Origin of the sequence: Rathayibacter sp. AY1C9 (assembly GCF_002932315.1) — a bacterium.
Classification (GTDB): Bacteria; Actinomycetota; Actinomycetes; order Actinomycetales; family Microbacteriaceae; genus Rathayibacter.
Genome location: NZ_PSVZ01000010.1, coordinates 1 through 21,995, shown reverse-complemented (window position 1 = coordinate 21,995; position 21,995 = coordinate 1). Strand labels below are relative to the sequence as shown.

The following is a 21,995-nucleotide window of genomic DNA, read 5'->3' as shown; positions in this document are numbered from 1 at the left end:
TGCCGACTCTGGGGCGACGGACTCGGCCGCCACCGACGCGGCGTCGACGGACTCGGCCGCCGATCCACGGAGGTCGGAGGACGCGGCGCGGGCTCCGCGGACGGAGCGTCGGAACCCGCGGACGCAGCGTCGGAGACCGCGGTCGTCGCCCGGGCACCCCGCGGACAGCACGACGGCCCGGCCCGTGGAGGGAGCCGGGCCGGGGCCGCCGGTCAGCGTGGTGCCTGCATGCCCGCGGAGCGCGGGTCGGCAGCCACCTCGCTGTCGCCGTGCGCTGCGGGTCAGCGGCGCGCGGCGGAGCGGCCGGCGAAGCGGGTGTAGACGAGCAGGACGATGATCGCTCCGATGATCGAGCCGATGATGCCGGCGGGCTGGAAGAAGCCGTCCATCGGGTCGTGCTGGAAGATCAGGAAGCCGAGGAAGCCGCCGACGAACGAGCCGACGATGCCGAGCACGATGGTCATGCCGATGCTGATGCTCTGCTTCCCGGGGACGATGAGGCGGGCCAGCGCTCCTGCGATGAGTCCGACGACGATGAGGCTGATGATGAGACCGAGCATGGCGGTCGTCCTTCCGTTGTGCGGGCGGGGGCCCGCTGATCGGTTCCGCGGTTGCGGGACCGGTGGCTACGCAACCACCCCGGAGGAGGCGGCGGTACACCCCTGGGGGTGTGCTCGCCCCGACGAGTCGTGCGGTAGCGTCCGACCATGACCCGCCGCGCGCCCCTCACCGTCGCGCTCGTCGACGACTACGACGTCGTCCTCACGGGCCTCGCGCACATGTTCGACCACTACCGCGATCGGGTGGTCGTCGCCGAGATCGACGCGAACGCCTCCCTCTCCGATCGGATCGACGTCGTCCTCTACGACTCGTTCGCCCAGCCGGAGTCGGACCACCACGAGATCGCGGAGCTGGTGCGCAACGAGCGGGCCGAGCACGTGGTCGTCTACACCTGGAACTTCGCGCCGACGCTCATCGCGGACGCCCTCGAGCAGGGCGTCCACGGCTACCTCTCCAAGACCCTGCCGGCGCGGGAGCTGGTGGCCGCGCTCGAGCGGGTGGCGGCGGGCGAGGTCGTCGTCAGCGATCCTCCGCGGCGGGCGGGCAGCGCACCGGGCCTCGACTGGCCGGGCCGCCACGAGGGCATCACCGACCGGGAGTCGGAGATCCTCGCGCTCATCACGCAGGGCAAGAGCAACGCCGACGTCGCCGCGCTCACCTACCTCAGCCCCAACACGGTGAAGTCCTACATCCGCAGCGTCTACGGCAAGATCGGCGCGACCAGCCGCACGCAGGCCGTCCTCTGGGGCGTCGACCACGGCTTCACCCCCGACCACCACCGCATCGACCACTGGCTCGGCGGCCCCTGACCCGCGCCCGCGGGACGCCACTCCGGTACGCGACCCGCCGACGAACCCGCACCCGGGAGGCGTCTCGCGGGAGGGGGCGGGGGCGCACGCACCGCTACGGTGTCGCCATGCCCCTCGACCGCGCGCCGACCATCCGCGACGTCGCGGTGCGGGCCGGAGTGTCGTACCAGACGGTCTCGCGCGTGCTCAACGACAGCTCCCAGCTGCGGCCGCGCACCCGGGAGCGCGTGCTCGCCGCGATCGAGGACCTCGGCTTCCGCCCCAGCGCCGCCGCCCGCGCCCTGGCGACGAGCCGCTCCGGCCTGATCGGGATCCTCGCCGCCGAGAGCCACAGCTTCTACGGCACCGCCACCGCGATGGCCGCGATCGAGCAGGCGGCGCGCGACGCGGGCTACCGGGTCCCGGTCGTGAACGCGGCGCCGGACGCGGAGTCGCTGGCCGACGGCCTCGCCCACCTGCAGCGGGAGTCGGTGGAGGCGATCGTGGTCCTCGCCCCGCAGGAGCGCGCGCTGGAGGCGATCGAGAGCCTCGCGATCGGCGTCCCGTCGGTGACGCTCGGCGCGACGGACCGCGGCGCCGACTCCCTGCTCCTCGTCGACCAGGCAGCCGGAGCGCGACTGGCGACCGAGCACCTCGTCGGCCTCGGCCACACCCGCATCGCGCACCTCGCCGGTCCGCAGCACTGGGTGGAGGCGCAGGCGCGGCTCGAGGGCTTCGGCGCCGGGATGAGCGCGGCCGGCCTCGACCCCGTCGCCGTCGTGGAGGGCGACTGGAGCGCCGAGTCCGGCTACCGCGCCGGCCTCCGCCTCCTCGACTCCTCGCCCCGGCCGACCGCGGTGTTCGCCGGCAACGACCAGATGGCCCTCGGACTCCTGCACGCCTGCACCGAGCGGGGACTGCGCGTGCCCGAGGACCTCAGCGTCGTCGGCTTCGACGACGTCCCCGAGGCGGCGCACTACCAGCCGCCGCTGACCACCATCCGCCAGGACTTCGCGGAAGTCGGCCGCCGCACGATCGGCGTCGTGCTCGCGGAGCTGCGCGGCGAGGAGCCCGCCGTCGACCGCCCGGTGCCGCCGGTGCTGGTGGAGCGGGCGTCGACGACTCAGGCCTGAGCAGCACCGGCCCCCGCCTCACCCCGCGTGCGGCAGCAGCACCTCCACGCGCCCCTCGCGCACCCGAGTCTGGAACCGCGGCTGCGGCGAGGTGGCCGGCCCCCGCAGCACCTCGCCGGTCTCGAGCGAGAAGGCGCTGCCGTGCCACGGGCAGGCGACGCACGCCTCCCCCGAGCCGTCCGCCGAGACCTCGCCCTCGTCGAGCGGGCCCGAGAGGTGACTGCAGACGTTCGAGAGCACGTCGATCCGCTCGCCCCGCCGGAAGGCGAGCAGGGGGAGGCCCGCGACCTCCCTCCTCACCGGCGTGCGCTCCGGCAGGTCCGCCAGGGCGCCGAGCTCCTGCCAGCCCGAGGGGAAGCGGTGCGGCACGTCCTCCGCGTGGTTCGCCCCCGCCGCCTGCCGGTAGCTGAGGTGGCCGCCCAGGTAGCCGCCGCCCGAGACGACGGCGAGCCCGAGCATCCCGAGCACCTTCCCGCTCGTGGTGCGCCCGCGGCGGCGCTGCACCCACGACGCGGCGTAGAGGCCCGTCGCGACCACGTTGGCCGCCGAGTGCACCAGCCCGACGCGGGTCTGCTGCTCGTGCAGCTCCGACCAGTCGGTGAAGCCGGAGGCGGCGGTCGGCAGGACGCTGATCACGCCGACGCCGACGAGGGTCCGCGCCGCCCGCTGGTTCCCCGGCAGCAGGTCGAGCACCGCCGCCGACACCCAGGCGCCGGTGGGCACGAGGACGAGCAGCGGATGGACGGGGTGGCCGACCGGGACGCCGTGCAGCACGTCCCGCACCGGCTGCGGCCGGACCACCGCGTTCACGGCCCGCTTCACCCGGCCGACGAGCGGATCGAGGGCGGCGGCGTTCTCGAGGCGGGTGACGAGTCTGATCTCACGCATGCCTCATGCGACCAAGCGGGCGGCCCCGGCGGAAGGGGCTTGCGGCGGAGGAGGAGCAGTCGGACCCCGTCGGCGGGCCCCTCGCTTGCCGACCCCGAGCCGTTTCGCCTACGCTGACCCGGGGCTTTGTGAACGGTCACATCGCCCGAGCGAGGAGCATGATGGACCAGCGCAGGCCCACCCCCGCCGACGTGATCACGAGCGGCGCCACCGCCCTCGGCATCGAGCTCGGCTCCACCCGGATCAAGGCGTGCCTGGTCGACGCGGCCGACCCGTCCGTGGTCCTCGCCGTCGGCAGCCACGAGTGGGAGAACCAGTTCGTCGACCGCCGCTGGACCTACTCCCTCGACGCCGTCCACGCGGGGCTCCAGGCCGCCTACGCGGACCTCGTCGCCGACGCCTCCTCGCGCCACGGCGTCCAGCTCTCCTCCGTCGGGGCGCTCGGCGTCTCGGCGATGATGCACGGCTACCTCCCCTTCGATGCGGACGGCGGACTGCTCGTCCCGTTCCGCACCTGGCGCAACACCAGCACCGGGCCCGCGTCGGCCGAGCTCACCGAGCTGTTCGGCGCCAACATCCCGCTGCGCTGGTCGCTCGCGCACCTGCACCAGGCGGTCCTCGACTCCGAGCCGCACGTCGAGCGGATCGACTTCCTCACCACCCTCGCCGGCTACGTGCACTGGCGCCTCACCGGCGAGAAGGTCCTCGGAGTCGGCGACGCCTCCGGCATGGTCCCGACCGACCCGGCGACCCGCGACTACGACCAGCGCGTCGTCGACCTCTACGACGAGCGCGCGGCCGGCGCCGTGAAGCCGCTGCGCGAGCTGCTGCCCGCCGTGCTCCCCGCGGGCGCCGACGCCGGCTCGCTCACCGCCGAGGGCGCGCTCCTGCTCGACCCCACCGGCTCCCTCCGACCCGGCGCCCCCGCCTGCCCGCCCGAGGGCGACGCCGGCACAGGCATGGTGGCGACCAACTCCGTCGCCCCGCGCACCGGCAACGTCAGCGCCGGCACCAGCATCTTCGCCATGGTCGTCCTCGAGGGCCCGCTGGAGAGCGTGCACCACGAGCTCGACCTCGTCGCGACCCCCGCCGGCGACCTCGTCGCGATGGTCCACTGCAACAACGGAGCCAGCGAGCTCGCCGGCTGGGTCGGCCTGTTCTCGCGGTTCGCCGCCGCGTCCGGCGGACCCTCCGACAGCGACGCCGTCTACGGCACCCTCTTCGCCGAGGCGCTCGAGGGCGAGGCGGACGCGGGCGGACTGCTCGCCTACAACCACCTCGCGGGCGAGCCGATCGCCGGCCTGGTCGAGGGCCGCCCGCTCGTCGTGCGCACCCCCGACTCGCGCCTCACGCTCGCCAACTTCATGCGCGCGCAGCTCTACGGCGTGTTCGGCACCCTGGCGCTGGGCATGCGCGTCCTCGCAGGGGAGGGCGTCCGGATCGACGAGATGTTCGCGCACGGAGGCATGTTCCGCACCGCCGGGGTCGCCCAGCGCTTCCTCGCCGGCGCGCTCGACGCCCCCGTCTCGGTCGCCGCGACCGCCTCCGAGGGCGGCCCGTGGGGCATGGCGGTGCTCGCCGCCTACCGCCTGCAGAGCGGAGTCGCGCTCGACGCGTACCTCACCGATCAGGTCTTCGGCGACTCCGGCTTCGAGACCGTCGCCCCCGACGCGGACGACGTCGCCGGCTTCTCCGCCTACCTCGAGCGCTACCGCGCCGGCCTCGCCGTCGAGCAGACCGCCGTCGAGACCCTCACCGACCCGCAGAACCAGGGAGCCACCGCATGACCACCCAGACCCCCGCCGTCGAGGAGGCGATCGCCCGCGTCCGCGAGGACGTCGCGCGGCTGCACTCCGAGCTCGTCCGCTACGGCCTCGTCATCTGGACCGGCGGGAACATCTCGGGCCGCGTGCCCGGCGCCGACCTCTTCGTGATCAAGCCCAGCGGCGTCTCCTACGACGACCTCGCGCCCGAGAACATGATCCTCTGCGACCTCGACGGGAACGTCGTCCCCGGCACCCCCGGCAGCGACCGCAGCCCCTCCAGCGACACCGCGGCGCACGCCTACGTGTACCGCGAGATGCCCGAGGTCGGCGGAGTCGTGCACACGCACTCCACCTACGCGACCGCGTGGGCGGCCCGCGCCGAGTCGATCCCCTGCGTCATCACCGCGATGGCCGACGAGTTCGGCGGGGAGATCCCCATCGGTCCGTTCGCGATCATCGGCGACGACTCCATCGGCCGCGGCATCGTCGCGACCCTCAGCGGGCACCGCTCGCGGGCGGTCCTGATGCAGAACCACGGCGTCTTCACCATCGGCAAGGACGCGAAGGACGCCGTCAAGGCGGCCGTCATGGCCGAGGACGTCGCCCGCACCGTGCACCTCGCGCGCCAGGGCGGCGAGCTCGTCCCCATCCCGCAGGAGTCGATCGACGCCCTGTTCGACCGCTACCAGAACGTCTACGGACAGAACCCCACCGGAGCCATCGCATGAGCGTGTACCAGAGCATCATCCCCGACCTCGCCACCCGCACCGTCTGGTTCCTGACCGGCAGCCAGGACCTCTACGGCGAGGACACCCTCCGCCAGGTCGCCGAGCAGTCGCAGGCCGTCGTCGCACAGCTGAACGAGGCGGGCGCGATCCCCGTGACCGTCGAGTGGAAGCCGGTGCTGAAGAGCTCCGACGCCATCCGCCGCACCATGATCGAGGCGAACTCCGAGGACTCCGTCGTGGGCGTCATCACCTGGATGCACACCTTCAGCCCCTCGAAGATGTGGATCCACGGCTTCGACGCGCTCGCCAAGCCGCTGCTGCACTTCCACACCCAGGCAAACGTCGCCCTGCCGTGGCAGGACATCGACTTCGACTTCATGAACCTCAACCAGGCCGCGCACGGCGACCGCGAGCACGGCTACATCCTCAGCCGGATGAGCGTGCCCCGGAAGACCGTCGTCGGCCACGCGAGCGACGCCCGCGTCACCGAGGCCATCGGCACCTGGTCGCGCGCGGCCGCCGGCTGGTCCGCCTCGCAGAGCATGAAGGTCGCCCGCTTCGGCGACAACATGCGCAACGTCGCCGTCACCGAGGGCGACAAGACCGAGGCCGAGATCCGCCTCGGCGTCAGCGTCAACACCTGGGGCGTGAACGAGCTCGTCGAGCGCGTCGACGCCGCCACCTCCGAGCAGATCGACGCCCTCGTCGCGGAGTACCTCGTGAGCTACGACGTGGTCCCCGAGCTGCTCCCCGGCGGCGAGCGCCACGAGTCGCTCCGCTACGGCGCCGCGGTCGAGATCGGCCTGCGCTCGTTCCTGGAGGAGGGCGGCTTCGAGGCGTTCACCGACAGCTTCGAGGACCTCGGCGGGCTCCGCCAGCTCCCCGGACTCGCCGTGCAGCGCCTCATGGCCGACGGCTACGGCTTCGGCGGAGAGGGCGACTGGAAGACCGCCGTCCTCATCCGCATCGCCGCCGTCATGGGCGCCGGCCTCCCCGGCGGCACCAGCCTGATGGAGGACTACACCTACGACATGACGCCCGGCGAGGAGCTCATCCTCGGCGCGCACATGCTCGAGGTGTCGCCGTCCCTGTCGTCGAAGCGCGCCTCGCTCGAGATCCACCCGCTGGGCATCGGCGGCCGCGAGGACCCGGTGCGCCTGGTCTTCACCGCCGACGCCGGCCCCGCCGTGGTGGTCGCCCTGAGCGACGTCCGCGAGCGCTTCCGCCTGGTCGCGAACAAGGTCCAGAACGTCGAGCCGCCCCAGACGCTCCCGCACCTGCCCGTCGGCCGCGCCGTCTGGCAGCCCGCCCCGGACTTCGGCACCAGCGCCGCCGCCTGGATCACCGCCGGTGCCGCGCACCACACGGTGATGACGACGCAGATCGGGCTGGAGGCGTGGGAGGACTTCGCCCGCATCGCCGGCGTCGAGCTCCTCGTGATCGACGAGTCGACCACCCTCCGCGGCTTCGAGTCCGACATCCGCTCGAACGCGGCGTACTACCGCCTCTCCCAGGGCCTGTAGATCCTGCGAGGCCGGACGGCCGGCTCCCTGCGGGGGTCGGCCGTTCCGTCGTTCCCGGCGAGCCGCCGGGTCGGGGCGGGGGGCCCGCCGCCGAGACCGACCTGGATCACGTCGGCGATCGAGGTCGGATCGCCCTCTCCGGCCCGTTCGGCGCCCGCTGCAGCGTCCTGGCCCCGGTTGCGGACGCGGTCGCAGCACGACGGAGGCCGGGAGGCCCGGACGGCCCTCGCGGGCAGTCGGTCCTTCCGGCCTCCGGGACGCAGGCGTGCGGCGGACGGTCAGTCGCGCGAGGTCGAGAACGCCGCGTCGAAGGCGTCGGCCGGCGGCGTGATCGCGTTGAGCTTCCGCACGAAGGCCAGGGCCTCGGGGGCGCCGTCGAGGCGGTCCATGCCGGCGTCCTCCCACTCGACGCTGGTCGGGCCGGTGTAGCCGATCGCGTTGAGCGCGCGGAACACCGGCTCCCACGGGACGGCGCCGTGCCCGGTCGAGACGAAGGTCCACCCGCGGCGCGGGTTCGCCCACGGCAGGTGCGAGCCGAGGACGCCGTTGCGGCCGTCGAGGTTGGTGACCGACTCCTTCACGTGAACGTGGAAGATGTGGTCGGCGAAGTCGAGCACGAACGCGACGCTGTCGAGCTGCTGCCAGACGAAGTGCGACGGGTCGAAGTTGAAGCCGAACGAGGCGCGGTGGCCGATCGCCTCGAGGGTGCGCTTGGCGGTCCAGTAGTCGTAGGCGATCTCGCTCGGGTGCACCTCGAGCGCGTAGCGGACGCCGACCTCCTCGAAGACGTCGAGGATCGGGTTCCAGCGGTCGGCGAAGTCCTGGTAGCCGGCGGCGATCCACTCGTCGGAGGCGGGCGGGAACATGGCCACGCCCTTCCAGATCGACGAGCCGGAGAAGCCGTTGACCTGCGTCACGCCGAGCGCGGCGGCGAAGCGGGCGGTGTCCTTGAGGTCCTGGGCGGCGCGCTGCCGGACGCCCTCGGGGTCGCCGTCGCCCCAGACGCGGTCGCTGAGGATGTCGCGGTGGCGCTCGTCGATCGGGTCGTCGCAGACCGCCTGGCCGGTGAGGTGGTTCGAGATCGCGAACACCTGGAGGCCGTTGCGCTCGAGGATGTCCTTCCGGCTCTGCACGTACTCCGCGTCGTCCCAGCGCGCCACGTCGATGTGGTCGCCCCAGCAGGCGATCTCGAGGCCGTCGTAGCCCCACTCCCCCGCGAGGCGCGCCACCTCCTCGAAGGGGAGGTCCGCCCACTGGCCGGTGAAGAGGGTGATCGGTCGCGTCATCGCGGATTCCTAACTCTCGACTCCCGCGCGCCGTCGCACCGGGAGAGGTAATTTGAGGGTTCACGCAACATATCAGGCACTCCCGCGAGCCCGAAAGGAACCGATCATCGCCCCGATCGCCGGCGCACTGTCGCGCACGCCCACCCTCGTCACCGCCACTGCGGCCCCGACCTGGGAGGAGGGCCTGATCGTCGGCAGCGGCCGCGTCGGCGCCGTGGTGCACGGCCCGGCCGACTCCCTGACCGTCCCGCTCGCCCACGAGCGCTGGTTCCTCCCCGTCAATCCGCGCCCGGACGCGCCCGACCTCGCCGGCGTCCGCGACGAGCTGCGCGGCGCCCTGCTGGCCGGCGACTCCGACACCGCCACCGCCCTGCTCGCCCGCGCCGCCCGCGACAGCGGCTACGACGGCGGCCTGATCTGGACCGACCCGCTCGGCCTCTGCGCGACCGTCACGCTGCGCACCCCCGGCGGCGTCGCCTCCGCGGTCCGCCTGATCGATCCGCTCGGCGGCGAGGCCGCGGTGGAGTGGACCGACGAGGACGGCGGCCGCCACGCCGTGCGCCTGCTCGCCCCGCACGGCGGCGAGGGCGTCCGGCTGGCTCTGGAGTCCTCCGCGGACACCGTCGTCACCGTCGAGCTCGCGCTCGGGGCCGGCGAGGCGACCTCCTTCGACACCGGCGTGCCCGACGCCTCGGCCGTGGTCTCGTCGCACGTCGAGGGCGGCGCCTCCGCGGTGCTCACGGCCGAGGCGGGCGAGGGCCCGACCGCGATCCGCGCCGTGACGCGGGCGACGAGCGGAGCGACGTGGCGCGTGGCCGGGGGCGCCGCCGTCTCGGACGTGGAGATCTCCGCGGGGGTCGCCCGCGTGCTCCGGCTGGACGTCGCCATCGGCGCGGCTCCCGACGCCTCCGCCGACCTCTCCTGGGAGGAGCTGCGCGACGCCCAGCGCGAGGGGCACGGCCGGCTGGTCGGCGCCTCCGTGCTGGATCTCGACGGCGCCTCCGACGCCGAGCTGACCGAGGACCTGTGGGACGCCGCCCGCTCCGGCGACGCGGGCGCCCGTCGCCGCGTGGTCGAGCTGGCCTGGCTGAGCGGCCGGGCCAACATCGTCGCGTCGACCGGCGAGCTGCCGCCGACGCTGCAGGGCGTCTGGCAGGGCACCTGGCGGCCGGCGTGGTCGGCCGACTACACGCTGAACGGCAACGTCCAGAACGGAGCGATGGCGGGCATGATCCCGACCGGCACGCCCGAGCTGGCGCTGTCGATCCTGGAGCTGGTGCTGCCGCACCTCGACGACTACCGCGACAACGCGCGCCTCGTCTACGGGTCCGAGGGGATGCTCCTGCCGTCGCGGATGTCGACCCACGGCCGCGCCGACCACTTCGCGGCGAGCTACCCGCACCTCTTCTGGACGGGCTGCGGCGGCTGGGTGCTGCGCCTGGCCGCCGACGCCGTCGCGGCCACGGGAGACCGCGGCATCGTCGACGACCGGCTGTGGGAGCTGGCCGAGGGCGTGCTGCGCTTCGCCGAGACCGGGACGACCGTGGTCGACGGGGTGCGCCGGATCGTCCCCTCCTACTCCCCCGAGAACACACCGGGTGGTGCGCGCTCGCCGATAGCGGTCGATGCGACGATCGACGTCGCCGTGCTGCGGGACGCCGCGCGGGCGACGGCGCTGCTCGGCCGGGCCCGCGGCGACGACTCGCTCGACGAGCGCTGGGCGCGGGTGGTGGCGGAGCTGCCGGAGTACCGGGTCGCCGAGGACGGCACGCTGGCGGAGTGGATCGACCCTCGGTTCGCGGAGGAGATCGCGCACCGGCACGCGTCGCAGCTGTACCCGCTCTGGTACGCGGGCGACGCGGCCTTCGAGGGCCCCGGCGCCTCCGCGGTGCGGCTGCGGGCCGCCGCGGCGGCGACGGTGGCGGCGAAGATCGCGTGGCGGGCCGAGGCGCCGACCGCTCCTCCCGGGCGGATGGAGATGGCGTTCGGGCTGGTGCAGGTGGGCGTCGCGGCGGCGGCGCTGGGTGACGGGGAGGCGGCGCTGACCTGCGCGGAGTGGCTCGCGGTCGAGCACTGGTCACCGACGCTGACGACCCGGCACGACGCGGGGCGGATCTTCAACCTCGACGCCAGCGGCGGACTGCCGGGGCTCGTGGCGGCGATGCTGCTGGGATCGGATGACGAGACGCTGACGGTGCTGCCGGCACTGCCGTCCGCGTGGGCGCGGGGTGCCGTGACGGGGCTGCGCGCGCGCGGCGGGGTGGTCGTGGACCGGCTGGAGTGGTCGCCGGGACGGGCGTCGCTGTGGGTGCGGCGGGTGCCGAGCGCGGAGTGGCTGGCACCGGCGGGCGGGACGCGGGTGCGCACGCTGCGCGACGCGGTGCTGCGGGTCGACGGGCGCGAGGTGTCGAGCGGGCTGGAGCTCGGTGCGGAGGCGGTGCGCGTGGACGTGGAGTGGCGCGGCTGAGGGCGCTGCGGAGGGTCCGGCTGCGGCACGCGGAACGAGCTCCGGTCCGCCGACGGAGGCGGAGCAGCGCACCGGGTGTCGTCCCCGCTGGCCGCCGGACCCGCCGTGTGGCCGCGTCGACGTGAGAACGAGACGCGCGCCGGATGCGGTGGGGTCGGTTCAGCTCCGCGAGTGCCCGTAGCGGCCGTAGACGCGGTTGCGAGCCGCCCGCTCGGCGGCGGGCAGGCGCTGCGCATCGGCGATCTCGTAGACGCCGAAGGTGTCGCGCAGGCGCGAGGCCGGGTCGACCTCGACGAAGGTGCACCAGGGCAGCCAGTGGTGGTGGCTGCGCAGGGTCTGGGTCGCGAAGTCGCCGCTCTCGTGGCCGAGGCCGGGCATCGCGTAGCCGATGCTGCCGTCGACGTCGGTCGACTGGCGGGTGTTGCGGTGCAGGAACTCGGCGAAATCGAGGTAGTGCTCGTCGCCCGTGATCAGGTGCAGTCGGTAGTAGCTGTACGAGCAGGCCGCCATGTAGACGTCGGCGCCGCCGCCGAGGGTGATGATGCTCTGTCCGCTGATCGAGTACCGGTTGAAGGGATGCGCCCAGGGCGCGCGGACCGGGAAGGACCACGCGTACGTCCAGGTCTCCGTGTAGTCGGCGGCGCGGACGGCGCCCTCCAGCCAGCGCGGCTCCTCCGTCAGGTCGTACAGCGCGAGGAAGCCGAACAGCCCGTAGATGCCCGCCTCCTTGTCCTGGATGTCGGCGTTGTCGCAGGTGCCGCCGCGGTACTCCAGGGTCCGGTGGATGTTCGCGAACGACCACTCGCCGGCGCGCACCGCGGACGCGCGGTAGCGCCCCTCCCCCGTCACGAGGTGCAGCTGCACGAGGAAGCGGATCACGCTCGGGGTGTTCGAGCGCGAGTCCATCCGCACCGAGCCATCGGCGTTGTAGGCGCGGTGGAAGCTGCCGTCGGCGTCCTGCACCTCGAGCAGCCAGTCGGCGGTCCGCCGGCAGAACTCGAGCCAGAGCGGGCGCTCGTCGCCGAGGTCGCGCAGGTGCAGGTAGGCGTCGAGGATCGCCTCGACGCCGTCGGCGAGCATCCGCAGGTAGTGCGGGTACGGCTCGAAGCCGCCGAGCGAGGGGTTGAAGCACATCCGCGGCGGGCCCGACTCGGGCAGCGCGGTCCGCGCCCAGAAGTCGACGATGCCGACGCCCTGCTCGAACGCCTCCGGCACGCCCTCGCGGTCGCCGTAGCGCAGCAGCTGGTAGCCGATGCCGGGCTGCTGCCCGACGAAGCCGAACTGGAAGGAGACGCTCGAGACGTCGAGGTCCGGCAGCTGGCAGGCGAACGGCAGGCCCCAGGAGTCGCCGTAGCGGCGGGTGAGGCGCTGGAGGATCGCCATGCCGTGGTGGAAGTGCCGCTCGTTGTCGACCTCGAACAGGTCGTCGCGGAGCCGGGCGTAGGTGCTGCGCCAGGTGGCGCGCATCATCGTCGCGAAGTCGTCGTACCGACCGAGGTCGACCGCGACGGCGTAGCGCTGGCGGAAGCCGACCTCGACCGGGTGGTTCACCCGCTGCAGGGCCTTCGGGGCGGCGTCGTAGTCGAGGCCGGAGTAGGGGTTGTCGATCGGGCGCTCGCCGTCGGCGCCCGGGTGGACGTAGTCGATCGACAGGCCCGCGGGCGGCACGTCGAGCGGGGTCCGCACGCCGAAGCCGTAATAGAGGTAGTTCAGCGTCGTGCCCTGCGGGCGGCTCAGGCCGATCGAGCCGACGGTGCACTCCGGGTCGGTGAAGTTCTCCGAGCGGACCACGTCCAGGCGCGGCAGCGTCGCGTCGGCCGCCCAGCGCGAGAGCGCCACGGTCTCGCCGGTCGCGAGGCTCTGCGCGGCGAACAGCGGCAGCGCGTAGTGCGTCTCGGTGCGCCAGAAGTACTCGCTGCCGGGGTCGCGGCCCATCGCGTCGGCGGGACCGAAGGCGTTGTCGCGGTACCAGGCGCCGGGGGCGAAGCACTCGTAGTCGCGGAGGTCGTCGGACCCGGTCAGCCCGAGCGAGACGGCGGTGGAGAAGCCGAGGTCGCCGCCGGCCGCCAGCACCTCGACGTCGCGGTGCACGGAGAATCCGTCGCCCGCGACGCGCCAGACGTCGGTGACGGCGAAGGCCGACCCGGAGCGGACGGTGATCGTCCCGCTCGCGGTGATCGCCCCCTCCGACAGCGAGACGTCGTCGTAGGGCGCGCCGGAGTACTCGCTGATCGCGGCGACGGTCTTGACCGTGACGCGCAGCGGCCGGTCGTTCGCGTGAAGGACGCGCTCGCCCTTGAGCACCTCGAGGCCGCCCGCCTCGACGCGGAGGGTGTAGTCGCCGGAGCGCAGTTCCACGGTGGTTCCTTCCCGGAGGGTCATCTCAGCTCTTCTCGTCGTGCGCGCGGGGGCCGGCCGATGCGGCGGCCCCCGCCGGCTCGTCCTCGAGCCGCTGCGCCCCGGGATCGAAGCGCCGCGAGCCCGGCCGGAACAGCAGCGCCACGCCGCCCTCGACCAGGCCCGCGAGCAGCAGCAGGATCGCGAACGGGATCAGCGAGATCTCGGCCCACGCGCCCATCACCGGCATCACCAGTCCGGCCGCCGTGAAGCTGACCGTGCCGAGGATCGCCGTGACGCTGCCCGCCTCGCTCGACGGGCCCTGCAGCGAGAGGTACTGCACCGGGGCGAAGCCGAGCGAGCGGCCGGCCAGCGCGAACGTCAGCGCGCCGACGACGACGAGCAGCGGCTGCGTGCCGGTGAGCGCGAGCACCGCGACCACGACGGCGCCGAGCGCCGTGACGATCGCCGAGGCGGACATCGCGAACCGGGGTCCGAACCGCGGCACGATCACCCGTCCCGTCGTCTGCCCGACCGCGATCGTCACGAGCGAGGTGACCAGGAACAGCAGCCCGTACAGGTCGGGCCCGACCGCGTAGACGTTCGTGTAGAGGAAGGGAGCGGTCGCGAGATACGCGAAGCCGACCGACCAGCCCGCGGCCGAGGCGGCGGCGAGCGCCAGCACGCGCGGCCGGCGGAGCATCCCGAAGGAGTTGCGCAGCGACGGGCCGAGCCCGCCCTGGTGCCGCCGCTCGCGGGGCAGCGTCTCGGGCAGCACCAGGAGCGCGATCACGGTCGCGAGCGCTCCCCAGGCGGCGACCGCGAGGAAGGAGCCGCGCCAGTCGATCACCTTGGTCAGCTGCGCGCCGACGGAGGGCACCAGGATCGGGAAGACCGAGACGATCACGGCGAGGTTCGCGAGCATCGTGACGAGCCGCTTGCCGCTGTAGAGGTCGCGGACGATGGCGGTGACGACGACGCCCGCGGCGGTGCAGGCGGCGCCCTGGACGAAGCGGGCCGAGAGCAGCACGGCGGTGTCGGAGGTCATCGCCGCGACGAGGCTCGCCGCGATGTGCAGCGCCGCCGAGACGCCGAGCGGCCACTTGCGGCCGACCGCGTCGCTGAGCGGTCCTGAGACGAGCTGGCCGGCCGCGAAGCCGAAGGTGGCGCCGGTGACGACCAGCTGGGCGGTCGCCACCGAGACGCCGAGATCGTCCTGCAGCGTCGGCAGGAACGGCAGCACCAGGTCGATGGTGAGCGGCCCGAAGCCGACGAGCATCGCGAAGATCGGCAGCAGGAGGCGGCCGCGGGGCATCGCCCGGACGGCGGTGGAGGCGGTGGAGGCGGTCATGAGCGCGGAGCGCAGGTCACGGAGGGGATCCTGTCCATCAGCTCCCGGCCGAGACCGGGAAGTAGAGCGAGAAGGGTTCGTCGACGACCTCGTGCAGAGGCCGGAAGCGGACGGCGGCGGGCTGGCCGACGGCGCGGTAGCCGCGCAGCCACTGGGTCCACTGCCGCTCGTTGTCGGGGGCGAGCAGGGCGGGGGCGTCCTCGAGGCGGCCCCGCAGCGCGATCTCGCGGTCGACGAGGCCGGCCAGCACGATCGGGCCCTCGACGAAGGCGACCGTGCCCGGCTCGTCCGGGATCGGCACGGCGCGGATCTCGGTGCCGAAGGCGAGGTCGACGCTCGTGCGGCCGCCGGGGTGCTCGATCAGGAGCGCGCCGTCGCCCGCCCGGGCGCGCTCGGCGTCGCCCGCGACCCCCGGCTCGCCGACGGTCCACTCCGGCACCCGCAGCCGCACGTGCAGCGCGACCCCCTCCTCCGAGACGATCTCGACCCGGATCCGCGAGGCGGTGGGGCGGTGCACGTCACCCGCGGCACCCGCGTTGGCGTCCGGGCCGACGTAGCCGGCGGTGTCGAGCACCTCGACCCGCACGGCCGCGTCGCCGGCGGCGGTCGGCAGGCGCAGGCTCGCGTCGACGTGCTGCGCGATCGTCAGCTCGGCGTCGCCGCCGCGGTAGAAGACGAGCCCGGAGTGGCGCGTGTGCGCCTGCACCAGCGTGCCGTGGCAGCACCAGAAGTCCTCGGTCGGGCTGCCCCAGTCCTTGCGGGCGCCGCCCTCGAGCGGCAGGAAATAGGCGACCATCCCGGTCCGCGGGTTCTGCTGGGCGAGGAGGCCGTTCCAGAGGTTCCGCTCGATGTAGTCGGCGTAGGCGAGGTCGCCGGTCCAGCGCAGCAGCACGTCGGCCAGCCGGATCATGTTGTAGACGACGCAGTGCTCCTGCGTCTTCTCGCCGCGGCGAGCGGCGAACGCGAAGGGCGGCGTCCAGATCTCGCCGGAGGTCTGACCGCCCGTGCAGAAGGTGCCGCGGAGGGTGACCGCCTGCTCCCAGTAGGCCTCGACGATCCTCCGCCATCGCTCGTCGCCGGTGACCTCGTGGGCGCGGGCGGCGCCGAGCACCTCGGGGATCGTGGTGTTGGCGTGCATGTTGGTCAGCACGTCGCGGCCCTCGAGCAGGCCTTCGAAGAGGGAGCGGCGGTCGTAGCGGCCGAGCAGCTCGGTGTAGACGGGGTCGCCGGTGATCGCGAGGAGGTCGGCCCAGACCTCGAGCATGCCGCCGGTCTCGACCTCGAGGATCTCCTGGAACGCGGCGTCGTCGAATCCGCGGACCCACTCCAGCAGCGGGACCGTGGCGGCCCGCGCCATCCGCAGCGCCCGCTCGTCGCCGAGGTCGAGGTGCAGGTCGACGAGGCCCATCAGCAGCTTGTGCATCGCGTACTGCGGCGCCCAGATGGGGCGGCCGGTCGCGAGGCGGTCGAGGTAGCCGCGCGGGATCGCCCAGATCCAGCCGCCGCCGTTCTCCTCCTGGCAGCGCTCGAGTCCGTCGAGCACGGAGTCGATCCGGACGCGCAGCAGCGGGTCGCCGGTGACCGCGACCTCGCGGGCCGCGGCGGAGAGCCAGTGGCCGAGGAAGTGCCCGCGCAGCTGGGAGCCCGGCGTCTCCCAGCCCCAGTGCCGGTCGAGGCCGCGGGCCTCGCGCGAGTCCTGCGAGGGGTGCAGGTGCCAGCCCTGGTCGCCGATCCCGGCCTCGATCAGGAAGTTCTGCAGCAGCCCCTCATCGGTGAGCGAGAGGAGGTAGTCGCGGTTGAGCCGCCGCCGCGCGTCGAGCACCCCGCGCTCCAGGCGGGTCTCGTGCGGGGCCGGGTGGGTCAGCGGCATGGGTGCTCCTCGTCGAGGCCGTGGGTGGTGGGGGTGAGCGGTGCGAGCGGTGGTCGATCGGCGCGGGTCGATCCGCGCGGTGGTCCATCCGACCGAGGGTCGAGATCGATCTCTCGCTGTACTCAGACCAGGATCGACGATAGGAATGGGGACATGCAATCCCCGAGAGTGATCCATCTCGTCGCCGATGACGTGTCCGCCCTCCTCACTCAGTCGGGAGGCGACCTGCCCGTGCTGCTGCACTGGGGTCCGCGACTCGACGCGAGCGACGACGATCTCGCAGCTTTCGCAAGAACTCCCGCGCGGACGGGGATCGAGGGCTCCTCCGACGTCCCCTACGAGCCCGGGATACTGCCCGAGCACACCTTCGGCTGGGCCGGCCTGCCGGGTCTCCGGGTGCACCGGGAGGGCGCCGGCTGGTCGCCGAGGCTGACCGTGGACGCCGTCTCGGTGGACGGGGAGGCCCTCGCGGAGGGCGCGGTCGCGCAGGCCGGCAGCGCCGCTGTGACCGTCGAGGCGCACGACGCGCAGGCCCGGATCGGGGTCGTCCTAGAGATCGTTCTCTCTCCTGCCGGACTGCTCAGGACCCGCGTCTCGGTCCGCAACGACGGCGCCGGGCACCTGGAGGTGATCGGCGTCGACCCCGCCCTCCGGATCCCGACCGAGGCCCGCGAGATCCTGGACTTCTCCGGCCGCTGGGGCACCGAGAAGATCCCCCAGCGCCACCCCGTCGTCACCGGCACCCACTCCCGCTCCTCGCGGCGCGGCCGCACCGGCCTGGACGCGACGACGGTCGTCGCGGTCGGCACCCCCGGCTTCGACTCCGCCGACGGCCGGGTCTGGCTCTGCCACGTCGGCATCGGCGGCAACCACGAGCACGCGGTGGAGCGCGGCGACGGCTGGCTCGCCTTCCGGGGCGGCGAGCTGCTCCTGCCCGGCGAGGTGCGCCTCGCGAGCGGCGAGAGCTACTCCTCCCCCTGGATCTCCGGCAGCTTCGGCCACGGCCTCGACGCCGCGGCCGCCCGCTTCCACGCCCACCTCCGCGGGGTCTCCCGCTCCTCGCGCCGGCCGCGCCCGGTGACGCTCAACGTCTGGGAGGCGGTCTACTTCGACCAGGACCTCGCCGTCCTCGCCGAGCTGGCCGACCGCGCCGCAGCCCTCGGGGTCGAGCGCTACGTGCTCGACGACGGCTGGTTCCTCGGCCGCAGCGACGACCGCGCCGGCCTCGGCGACTGGACGCCCGACCCCGTCGCCTGGCCCGACGGCCTCCTCCCCCTCGCCGAGCACGTCCGCGGCCTGGGCATGGAGTTCGGCCTCTGGGTCGAGCCCGAGATGATCAACGAGGACTCCGACCTCGCCCGCGCGCACCCCGACTGGATCCTGCGGGCCCGCGAGGAGCTGCCGCCGCGGTTCCGCTTCCAGCAGGTGCTCGACCTGACGAACCCCGACGCGTTCGCGCACATCCTCGGCGTGCTCGACGGCCTGGTCGCCGACCTCGGCGTCGCGTACCTCAAGTGGGACCACAACCGCGACCTGATCGACGCGGGCCACCCCGCCACCGGGACGGCCGCGGTGCACGAGCAGACGCTCGCGCTGTACCGGCTGATCGACGAGCTGCGCGCCCGGCACCCGGAGCTCGAGATCGAGAGCTGCGCCTCCGGCGGCGGCCGGGTCGACCTGGGGATCCTCGAGCGCACCGACCGCGTGCACACCTCCGACAACCAGGACCCGCTGGACCGCTCGCGGATGCTGCGCTGGACCGGGCTGCTCGTGCCGCCGGAGATGCTCGGCTCGCACGTCGCCTCGCCGGTCAACTCCGTCACCGGTCGCACCAGCGACCTGCACACCCGCTGCGCGATCGCCTTCCTCGGCCACTTCGGGATCGAGTGGGACCTCCGCGAGCTGGACGCGGAGGAGGAGCCCGTGCTGGCGGGCTGGATCGCGGCGTACCGCGAGCACCGCGGCCTGATCGCGACCGGCCGGGTCGTCGGGGGCGACGACTCCGACCCCGACGCGCCGTCGCTGCGCGGCGTCGTCGCGCCGGACGGCTCGGAGGCGCTGTACACGCTGGTCACGCCCGCGCTGACCGCGGACTCGCGCCGCCGCGTCCGCCTCCCGGGCCTGGATCCGCGGGCACGCTACCGGATCGAGACCGCGCGCCCCGGCTCGCTCGGCCCGCCCTGGCAGAGCCCGCACTGGCTGGAGTCGACGGTGCCGCTGGACTCCGACGCCCCGGCCCCCGCCTACTCGGGGAGCCTGCTGGGCGAGGCGGGCCTGGACCTGCCGACCTTCCACGCCGACCGCGCGATCGTCCTGCGGCTCGTCCGCGAGACCGCGTGAGCACCGCCGCCGACCCCGGCGTCCTCGACACCGCCGCCGCCGGAACCGCCGCCGCCGATTCGTCCGCCACGACCCTGGAGCACCCCGTGAACAGCACCGTCACCGTCGACCTCGACCGCCCCGGCGCCACCATCAGCCGCCACCTCTACGGCCACTTCGCCGAGCACCTCGGCCGGTGCATCTACGACGGCTTCTGGGTCGGCGACGACTCGCCCGTCCCGAACGAGGGCGGGATCCGCCTGGACGTCGTCGAGGCCCTCCGCGCCCTCGACATCCCCAACCTCCGCTGGCCCGGCGGCTGCTTCGCCGACCGCTACCACTGGACCAACGGCATCGGCCCGCGCGAGGAGCGCCCCGGCCTGATCAACACCCAGTGGGGCGGAGTCGCGGAGGACAACTCCTTCGGCACCCACGAGTTCATGGCGCTCTGCGAGCTGCTCGGCGCCGACGCCTACATCTCGGGCAACATCGGCTCCGGCACCGTGCAGGAGATGGCGGACTGGGCCGAGTACCTCACCGGCGCGGGCAAGTCGCCGATGGCCGACCTGCGCCGCTCCCACGGCCGGGAGGAGCCGTGGACCGTCCGCTTCTGGGGGCTCGGCAACGAGACCTGGGGCTGCGGCGGCAACATGCGCGCCGGCGCCTACGCCGACCTGGCGCGGCAGTTCGGGACCTTCGTGCAGAGCGGCAACGACACTCCGCTCTACCGCGTGGCGGCCGGAGCCGACGGCGCCGACACCCACTGGACGCAGACGCTGATGGAGGTGATCCCCGAGATCGAGGGGCATCCCTTCTCCTCCGTGCCGTGGGAGTCGGTCTCGGTGCACTACTACACGATCGGCGGCAGCTGGCACGCGAAGGGCAGCGCGACCGACTTCGACGCCGACACCTACTGGAGCACGATCGTGGCCGCGCAGGGGATCGAGGAGCTGCTCCGCTCGCACGCCGCGGTGATGGACGTCCACGACCCCGAGAAGAAGTACGGGATGGTGCTCGACGAGTGGGGCACCTGGTGGGACGTGGAGCCGGGGACCCACCCGGGCTTCCTCTTCCAGCAGAACACGATCCGCGACGCGATGGTCGCGGCCTGGCACTTCGACGTCTTCCACGGCTTCGCCGACCGCCTGACGATGGCGAACATCGCGCAGACGGTGAACGTCCTGCAGGCGATGCTGCTGACGGACCCGGACGGCGGCGAGATGGTCCGCACGCCGACCTACCACGTGTTCGAGATGAACAAGGGGCACCACGACGCGACGGTTCTGCCGACCACGGTCGCCGGCCCGACGCACGCGGTCGACGGCCGCGAGATCCCGGTCGCCTCCGCCTCCGCCTCCACGAAGGACGGCCGCGTCCTGGTCTCGCTGACGAACGTCGACCTGGAGGAGCCGCTCGAGGTCTCCCTCGACTTCCGCGGCGGGACCGTGACCGGCGCGACCGGCCGCCTCCTGACGGCCGACCGCCCCGACGCGCACAACCGGCCCGGCGCCGCCGACGAGGTGAGCCCCGTCGCCCTCGAGGGCATCGAGACCACGGCGACGGGCCTGCGCGTCACGCTGCCCCCGCACTCCTTCGCGACCGTGACGCTGGAGCTGTCGTGATCGCCGCGCGCACGGAGGCCGCCCGCCGCCCGCCGATGGGCTGGAACAGCTGGGACTGCTTCGGCGCCTCGGTGACGGAGGAGGAGGTGCTCGCGAACGCCGAGTACCTCGCCGAGCACCTCCTGCCGCACGGCTGGGACACGGTCGTCGTCGACATCCAGTGGTACGAGCCCGATCCCGGCACGAGCGACTACCAGGAGGTGTCGGAGCCGGTGCTCGACGACTGGGGGCGCCCGCAGCCCGCCGTCGGACGCTTCCCCTCCGCGGCGACGGGCGGATTCACGGCGCTGGCCGCGCGCGTGCACGCCCTCGGCCTCCGCTTCGGCGTGCACCTGATGCGCGGCGTCCCCCGGCGGGCCGTCGAGCTCGGCCTGCCGGTGCTCGGGGCGGAGGCGACCTGCGCCGACATCGCCGACCGCGGGAACGTCTGCCCGTGGAACCCGGACAACTACGGCGTCGACATGAACGCGCCCGGCGCGCAGCAGTACTACGACTCCGTGATGGCGCAGCTGGCCTCGTGGGGCGTCGACTTCGTGAAGCTCGACGACGTGCTCTACCCGCCGATCCAGGCGGAGGAGATCGCCGCCCTCTCGCGCGCGATCGACGCGACCGGCCGCCCGATGGTGCTGAGCCTCTCGCCCGGCAAGCAGCTCTCGCTCGAGAACCTCGAGCTGCTGCGGTCGACCGCGCAGATGTGGCGGATCTCGGACGACTTCTGGGACGACTGGGCGCACCTGCACGAGCAGTTCCAACGGGCCGCGCGCTGGGCGCCGCACCAGCGCCCCGGCGCGTGGGCCGACGCCGACATGCTGCCGCTGGGGCGGATCGGCGTGCGCGCGCACGTGGGCGAGGACCGGCTCTCGCGGTTCACGCCCGCGGAGCAGCGGACGCTCGTGACGCTGTGGTGCCTGCTCCGCTCGCCGCTGATGATGGGCGGGCACCTCCCGGACACGCCCGCCGACACCCTGGCGCTGCTGACGAACGACGACGTCCTCGCGCTGCTCGGCAGCGACGGCAGCCGCGAGATCGTCCGCGACGGCGACCTGGTGGTGTGGTCGGCGTGGCGCGGCGACGAGCAGTGGCGCGGAGTGTTCTGGCTGGGCTCGTCGGCGCGGTCCTACTCGGCGCATCTGGCCGACCTGGGCTGCTCCGGCGCGACCTCGGCCGTCGACGTGTGGAGCGGCGCCGAGCTGCCGATCGTCGGCGGCGCCGTCGAGCTCGAGCTCGGGCCGCACGGCTGCCGCCTGCTGCGCCTGGCCTGACGCGCGGGCGCCTGCTCCTGACGGTCCGGAGGCCGTCGCACTCGAGCTCGAGTGCGGCGGCCTCCGTCGTCTCGGCGCGTCCTGCGCCGCCTCC

The 21,995-nt window shown here is 73.7% G+C and carries 15 protein-coding genes; 9 read left to right on the top strand and 6 right to left on the bottom strand.

What is annotated here, in order from left to right; genetic code table 11:
- Positions 1-281: 281 nt before the first annotated feature.
- Positions 282-560 carry a GlsB/YeaQ/YmgE family stress response membrane protein gene (locus C5D09_RS08820; protein WP_104225042.1) on the bottom strand — a complete coding sequence of 93 codons (279 nt, stop codon included), beginning with the start codon at positions 558-560 and terminating at the stop codon, positions 282-284.
- Positions 561-707: 147 nt separating this feature from the next.
- On the opposite strand from C5D09_RS08820, the gene C5D09_RS08815 reads away from it, so the two are divergent.
- On the top strand, positions 708-1,370 hold the full coding sequence (locus C5D09_RS08815; protein WP_104225041.1) for a response regulator transcription factor: 663 nt from the start codon (positions 708-710) through the stop codon (positions 1,368-1,370).
- A gap of 107 nt (positions 1,371-1,477) precedes the next feature.
- A complete protein-coding gene (locus C5D09_RS08810) occupies positions 1,478-2,482 on the top strand; it encodes a LacI family DNA-binding transcriptional regulator (RefSeq protein ID WP_104269111.1) in 1,005 nt (334 codons plus the stop codon).
- Between the two features lie 18 nt (positions 2,483-2,500).
- Here C5D09_RS08810 and C5D09_RS08805 read toward each other — a convergent pair whose 3' ends face one another.
- The gene (locus C5D09_RS08805; RefSeq protein WP_104269110.1) at positions 2,501-3,370 is read right to left on the bottom strand and encodes a Rieske 2Fe-2S domain-containing protein; all 870 of its coding nucleotides are present in this window, start codon (positions 3,368-3,370) and stop codon (positions 2,501-2,503) included.
- 161 nt (positions 3,371-3,531) lie between these two features.
- On the opposite strand from C5D09_RS08805, the gene C5D09_RS08800 reads away from it, so the two are divergent.
- The 3 genes from C5D09_RS08800 to araA are packed head-to-tail and all read left to right on the top strand — an operon-like array spanning position 3,532 to position 7,387.
- Positions 3,532-5,157, top strand: a complete 1,626-nt coding sequence (locus C5D09_RS08800) for a xylulokinase (protein WP_104248018.1) — start codon at positions 3,532-3,534, stop codon at positions 5,155-5,157.
- Positions 5,154-5,864: an L-ribulose-5-phosphate 4-epimerase gene (locus C5D09_RS08795; RefSeq protein WP_104224687.1), complete on the top strand. Its 711-nt coding sequence runs from the start codon at positions 5,154-5,156 to the stop codon at positions 5,862-5,864. Before C5D09_RS08800 ends, C5D09_RS08795 begins: the two co-directional genes overlap by 4 nt.
- Positions 5,861-7,387 (top strand): L-arabinose isomerase, encoded by a 1,527-nt coding sequence (araA, locus tag C5D09_RS08790; RefSeq protein ID WP_104269109.1) that lies wholly within the window; start codon positions 5,861-5,863, stop codon positions 7,385-7,387. Before C5D09_RS08795 ends, araA begins: the two co-directional genes overlap by 4 nt.
- Before the next feature lie 278 nt (positions 7,388-7,665).
- Here araA and C5D09_RS08785 read toward each other — a convergent pair whose 3' ends face one another.
- Entirely contained in the window at positions 7,666-8,673 is a 1,008-nt protein-coding gene (locus C5D09_RS08785) for a sugar phosphate isomerase/epimerase (protein WP_104226056.1), read from the bottom strand.
- 52 nt (positions 8,674-8,725) lie between these two features.
- On the opposite strand from C5D09_RS08785, the gene C5D09_RS08780 reads away from it, so the two are divergent.
- Complete coding sequence (locus C5D09_RS08780; protein WP_146085622.1) at positions 8,726-11,140, top strand: glycoside hydrolase family 95-like protein; 2,415 nt, start codon at positions 8,726-8,728, stop codon at positions 11,138-11,140.
- A 159-nt stretch (positions 11,141-11,299) separates the two neighbouring features.
- Here the strand turns inward: C5D09_RS08780 and C5D09_RS08775 are convergent, their stop codons facing one another.
- From C5D09_RS08775 to C5D09_RS08765, 3 genes are read right to left on the bottom strand one after another with little or no spacing between them, the layout of a single operon-like run.
- Positions 11,300-13,498: a hypothetical protein gene (locus C5D09_RS08775; RefSeq protein ID WP_104269144.1), complete on the bottom strand. Its 2,199-nt coding sequence runs from the start codon at positions 13,496-13,498 to the stop codon at positions 11,300-11,302.
- A 25-nt stretch (positions 13,499-13,523) separates the two neighbouring features.
- On the bottom strand, positions 13,524-14,828 hold the full coding sequence (locus tag C5D09_RS08770) for a multidrug effflux MFS transporter (protein ID WP_104269107.1): 1,305 nt from the start codon (positions 14,826-14,828) through the stop codon (positions 13,524-13,526).
- Between the two features lie 37 nt (positions 14,829-14,865).
- Positions 14,866-16,698, bottom strand: coding sequence for a beta-L-arabinofuranosidase domain-containing protein (locus tag C5D09_RS08765; RefSeq protein WP_181135020.1), 1,833 nt, complete (start codon positions 16,696-16,698; stop codon positions 14,866-14,868).
- A gap of 153 nt (positions 16,699-16,851) precedes the next feature.
- Between C5D09_RS08765 and C5D09_RS08760 the strand changes: the two genes are divergently transcribed.
- From C5D09_RS08760 to C5D09_RS08750, 3 genes are read left to right on the top strand one after another with little or no spacing between them, the layout of a single operon-like run.
- A complete protein-coding gene (locus C5D09_RS08760; RefSeq protein WP_104269106.1) occupies positions 16,852-19,038 on the top strand; it encodes an alpha-galactosidase in 2,187 nt (728 codons plus the stop codon).
- Positions 19,035-20,639: an alpha-L-arabinofuranosidase C-terminal domain-containing protein gene (locus C5D09_RS08755; RefSeq protein WP_308471884.1), complete on the top strand. Its 1,605-nt coding sequence runs from the start codon at positions 19,035-19,037 to the stop codon at positions 20,637-20,639. Before C5D09_RS08760 ends, C5D09_RS08755 begins: the two co-directional genes overlap by 4 nt.
- The gene (locus C5D09_RS08750) at positions 20,636-21,901 is read left to right on the top strand and encodes a glycoside hydrolase family 27 protein (protein ID WP_258066958.1); all 1,266 of its coding nucleotides are present in this window, start codon (positions 20,636-20,638) and stop codon (positions 21,899-21,901) included. Before C5D09_RS08755 ends, C5D09_RS08750 begins: the two co-directional genes overlap by 4 nt.
- Positions 21,902-21,995: the final 94 nt, after the last annotated feature.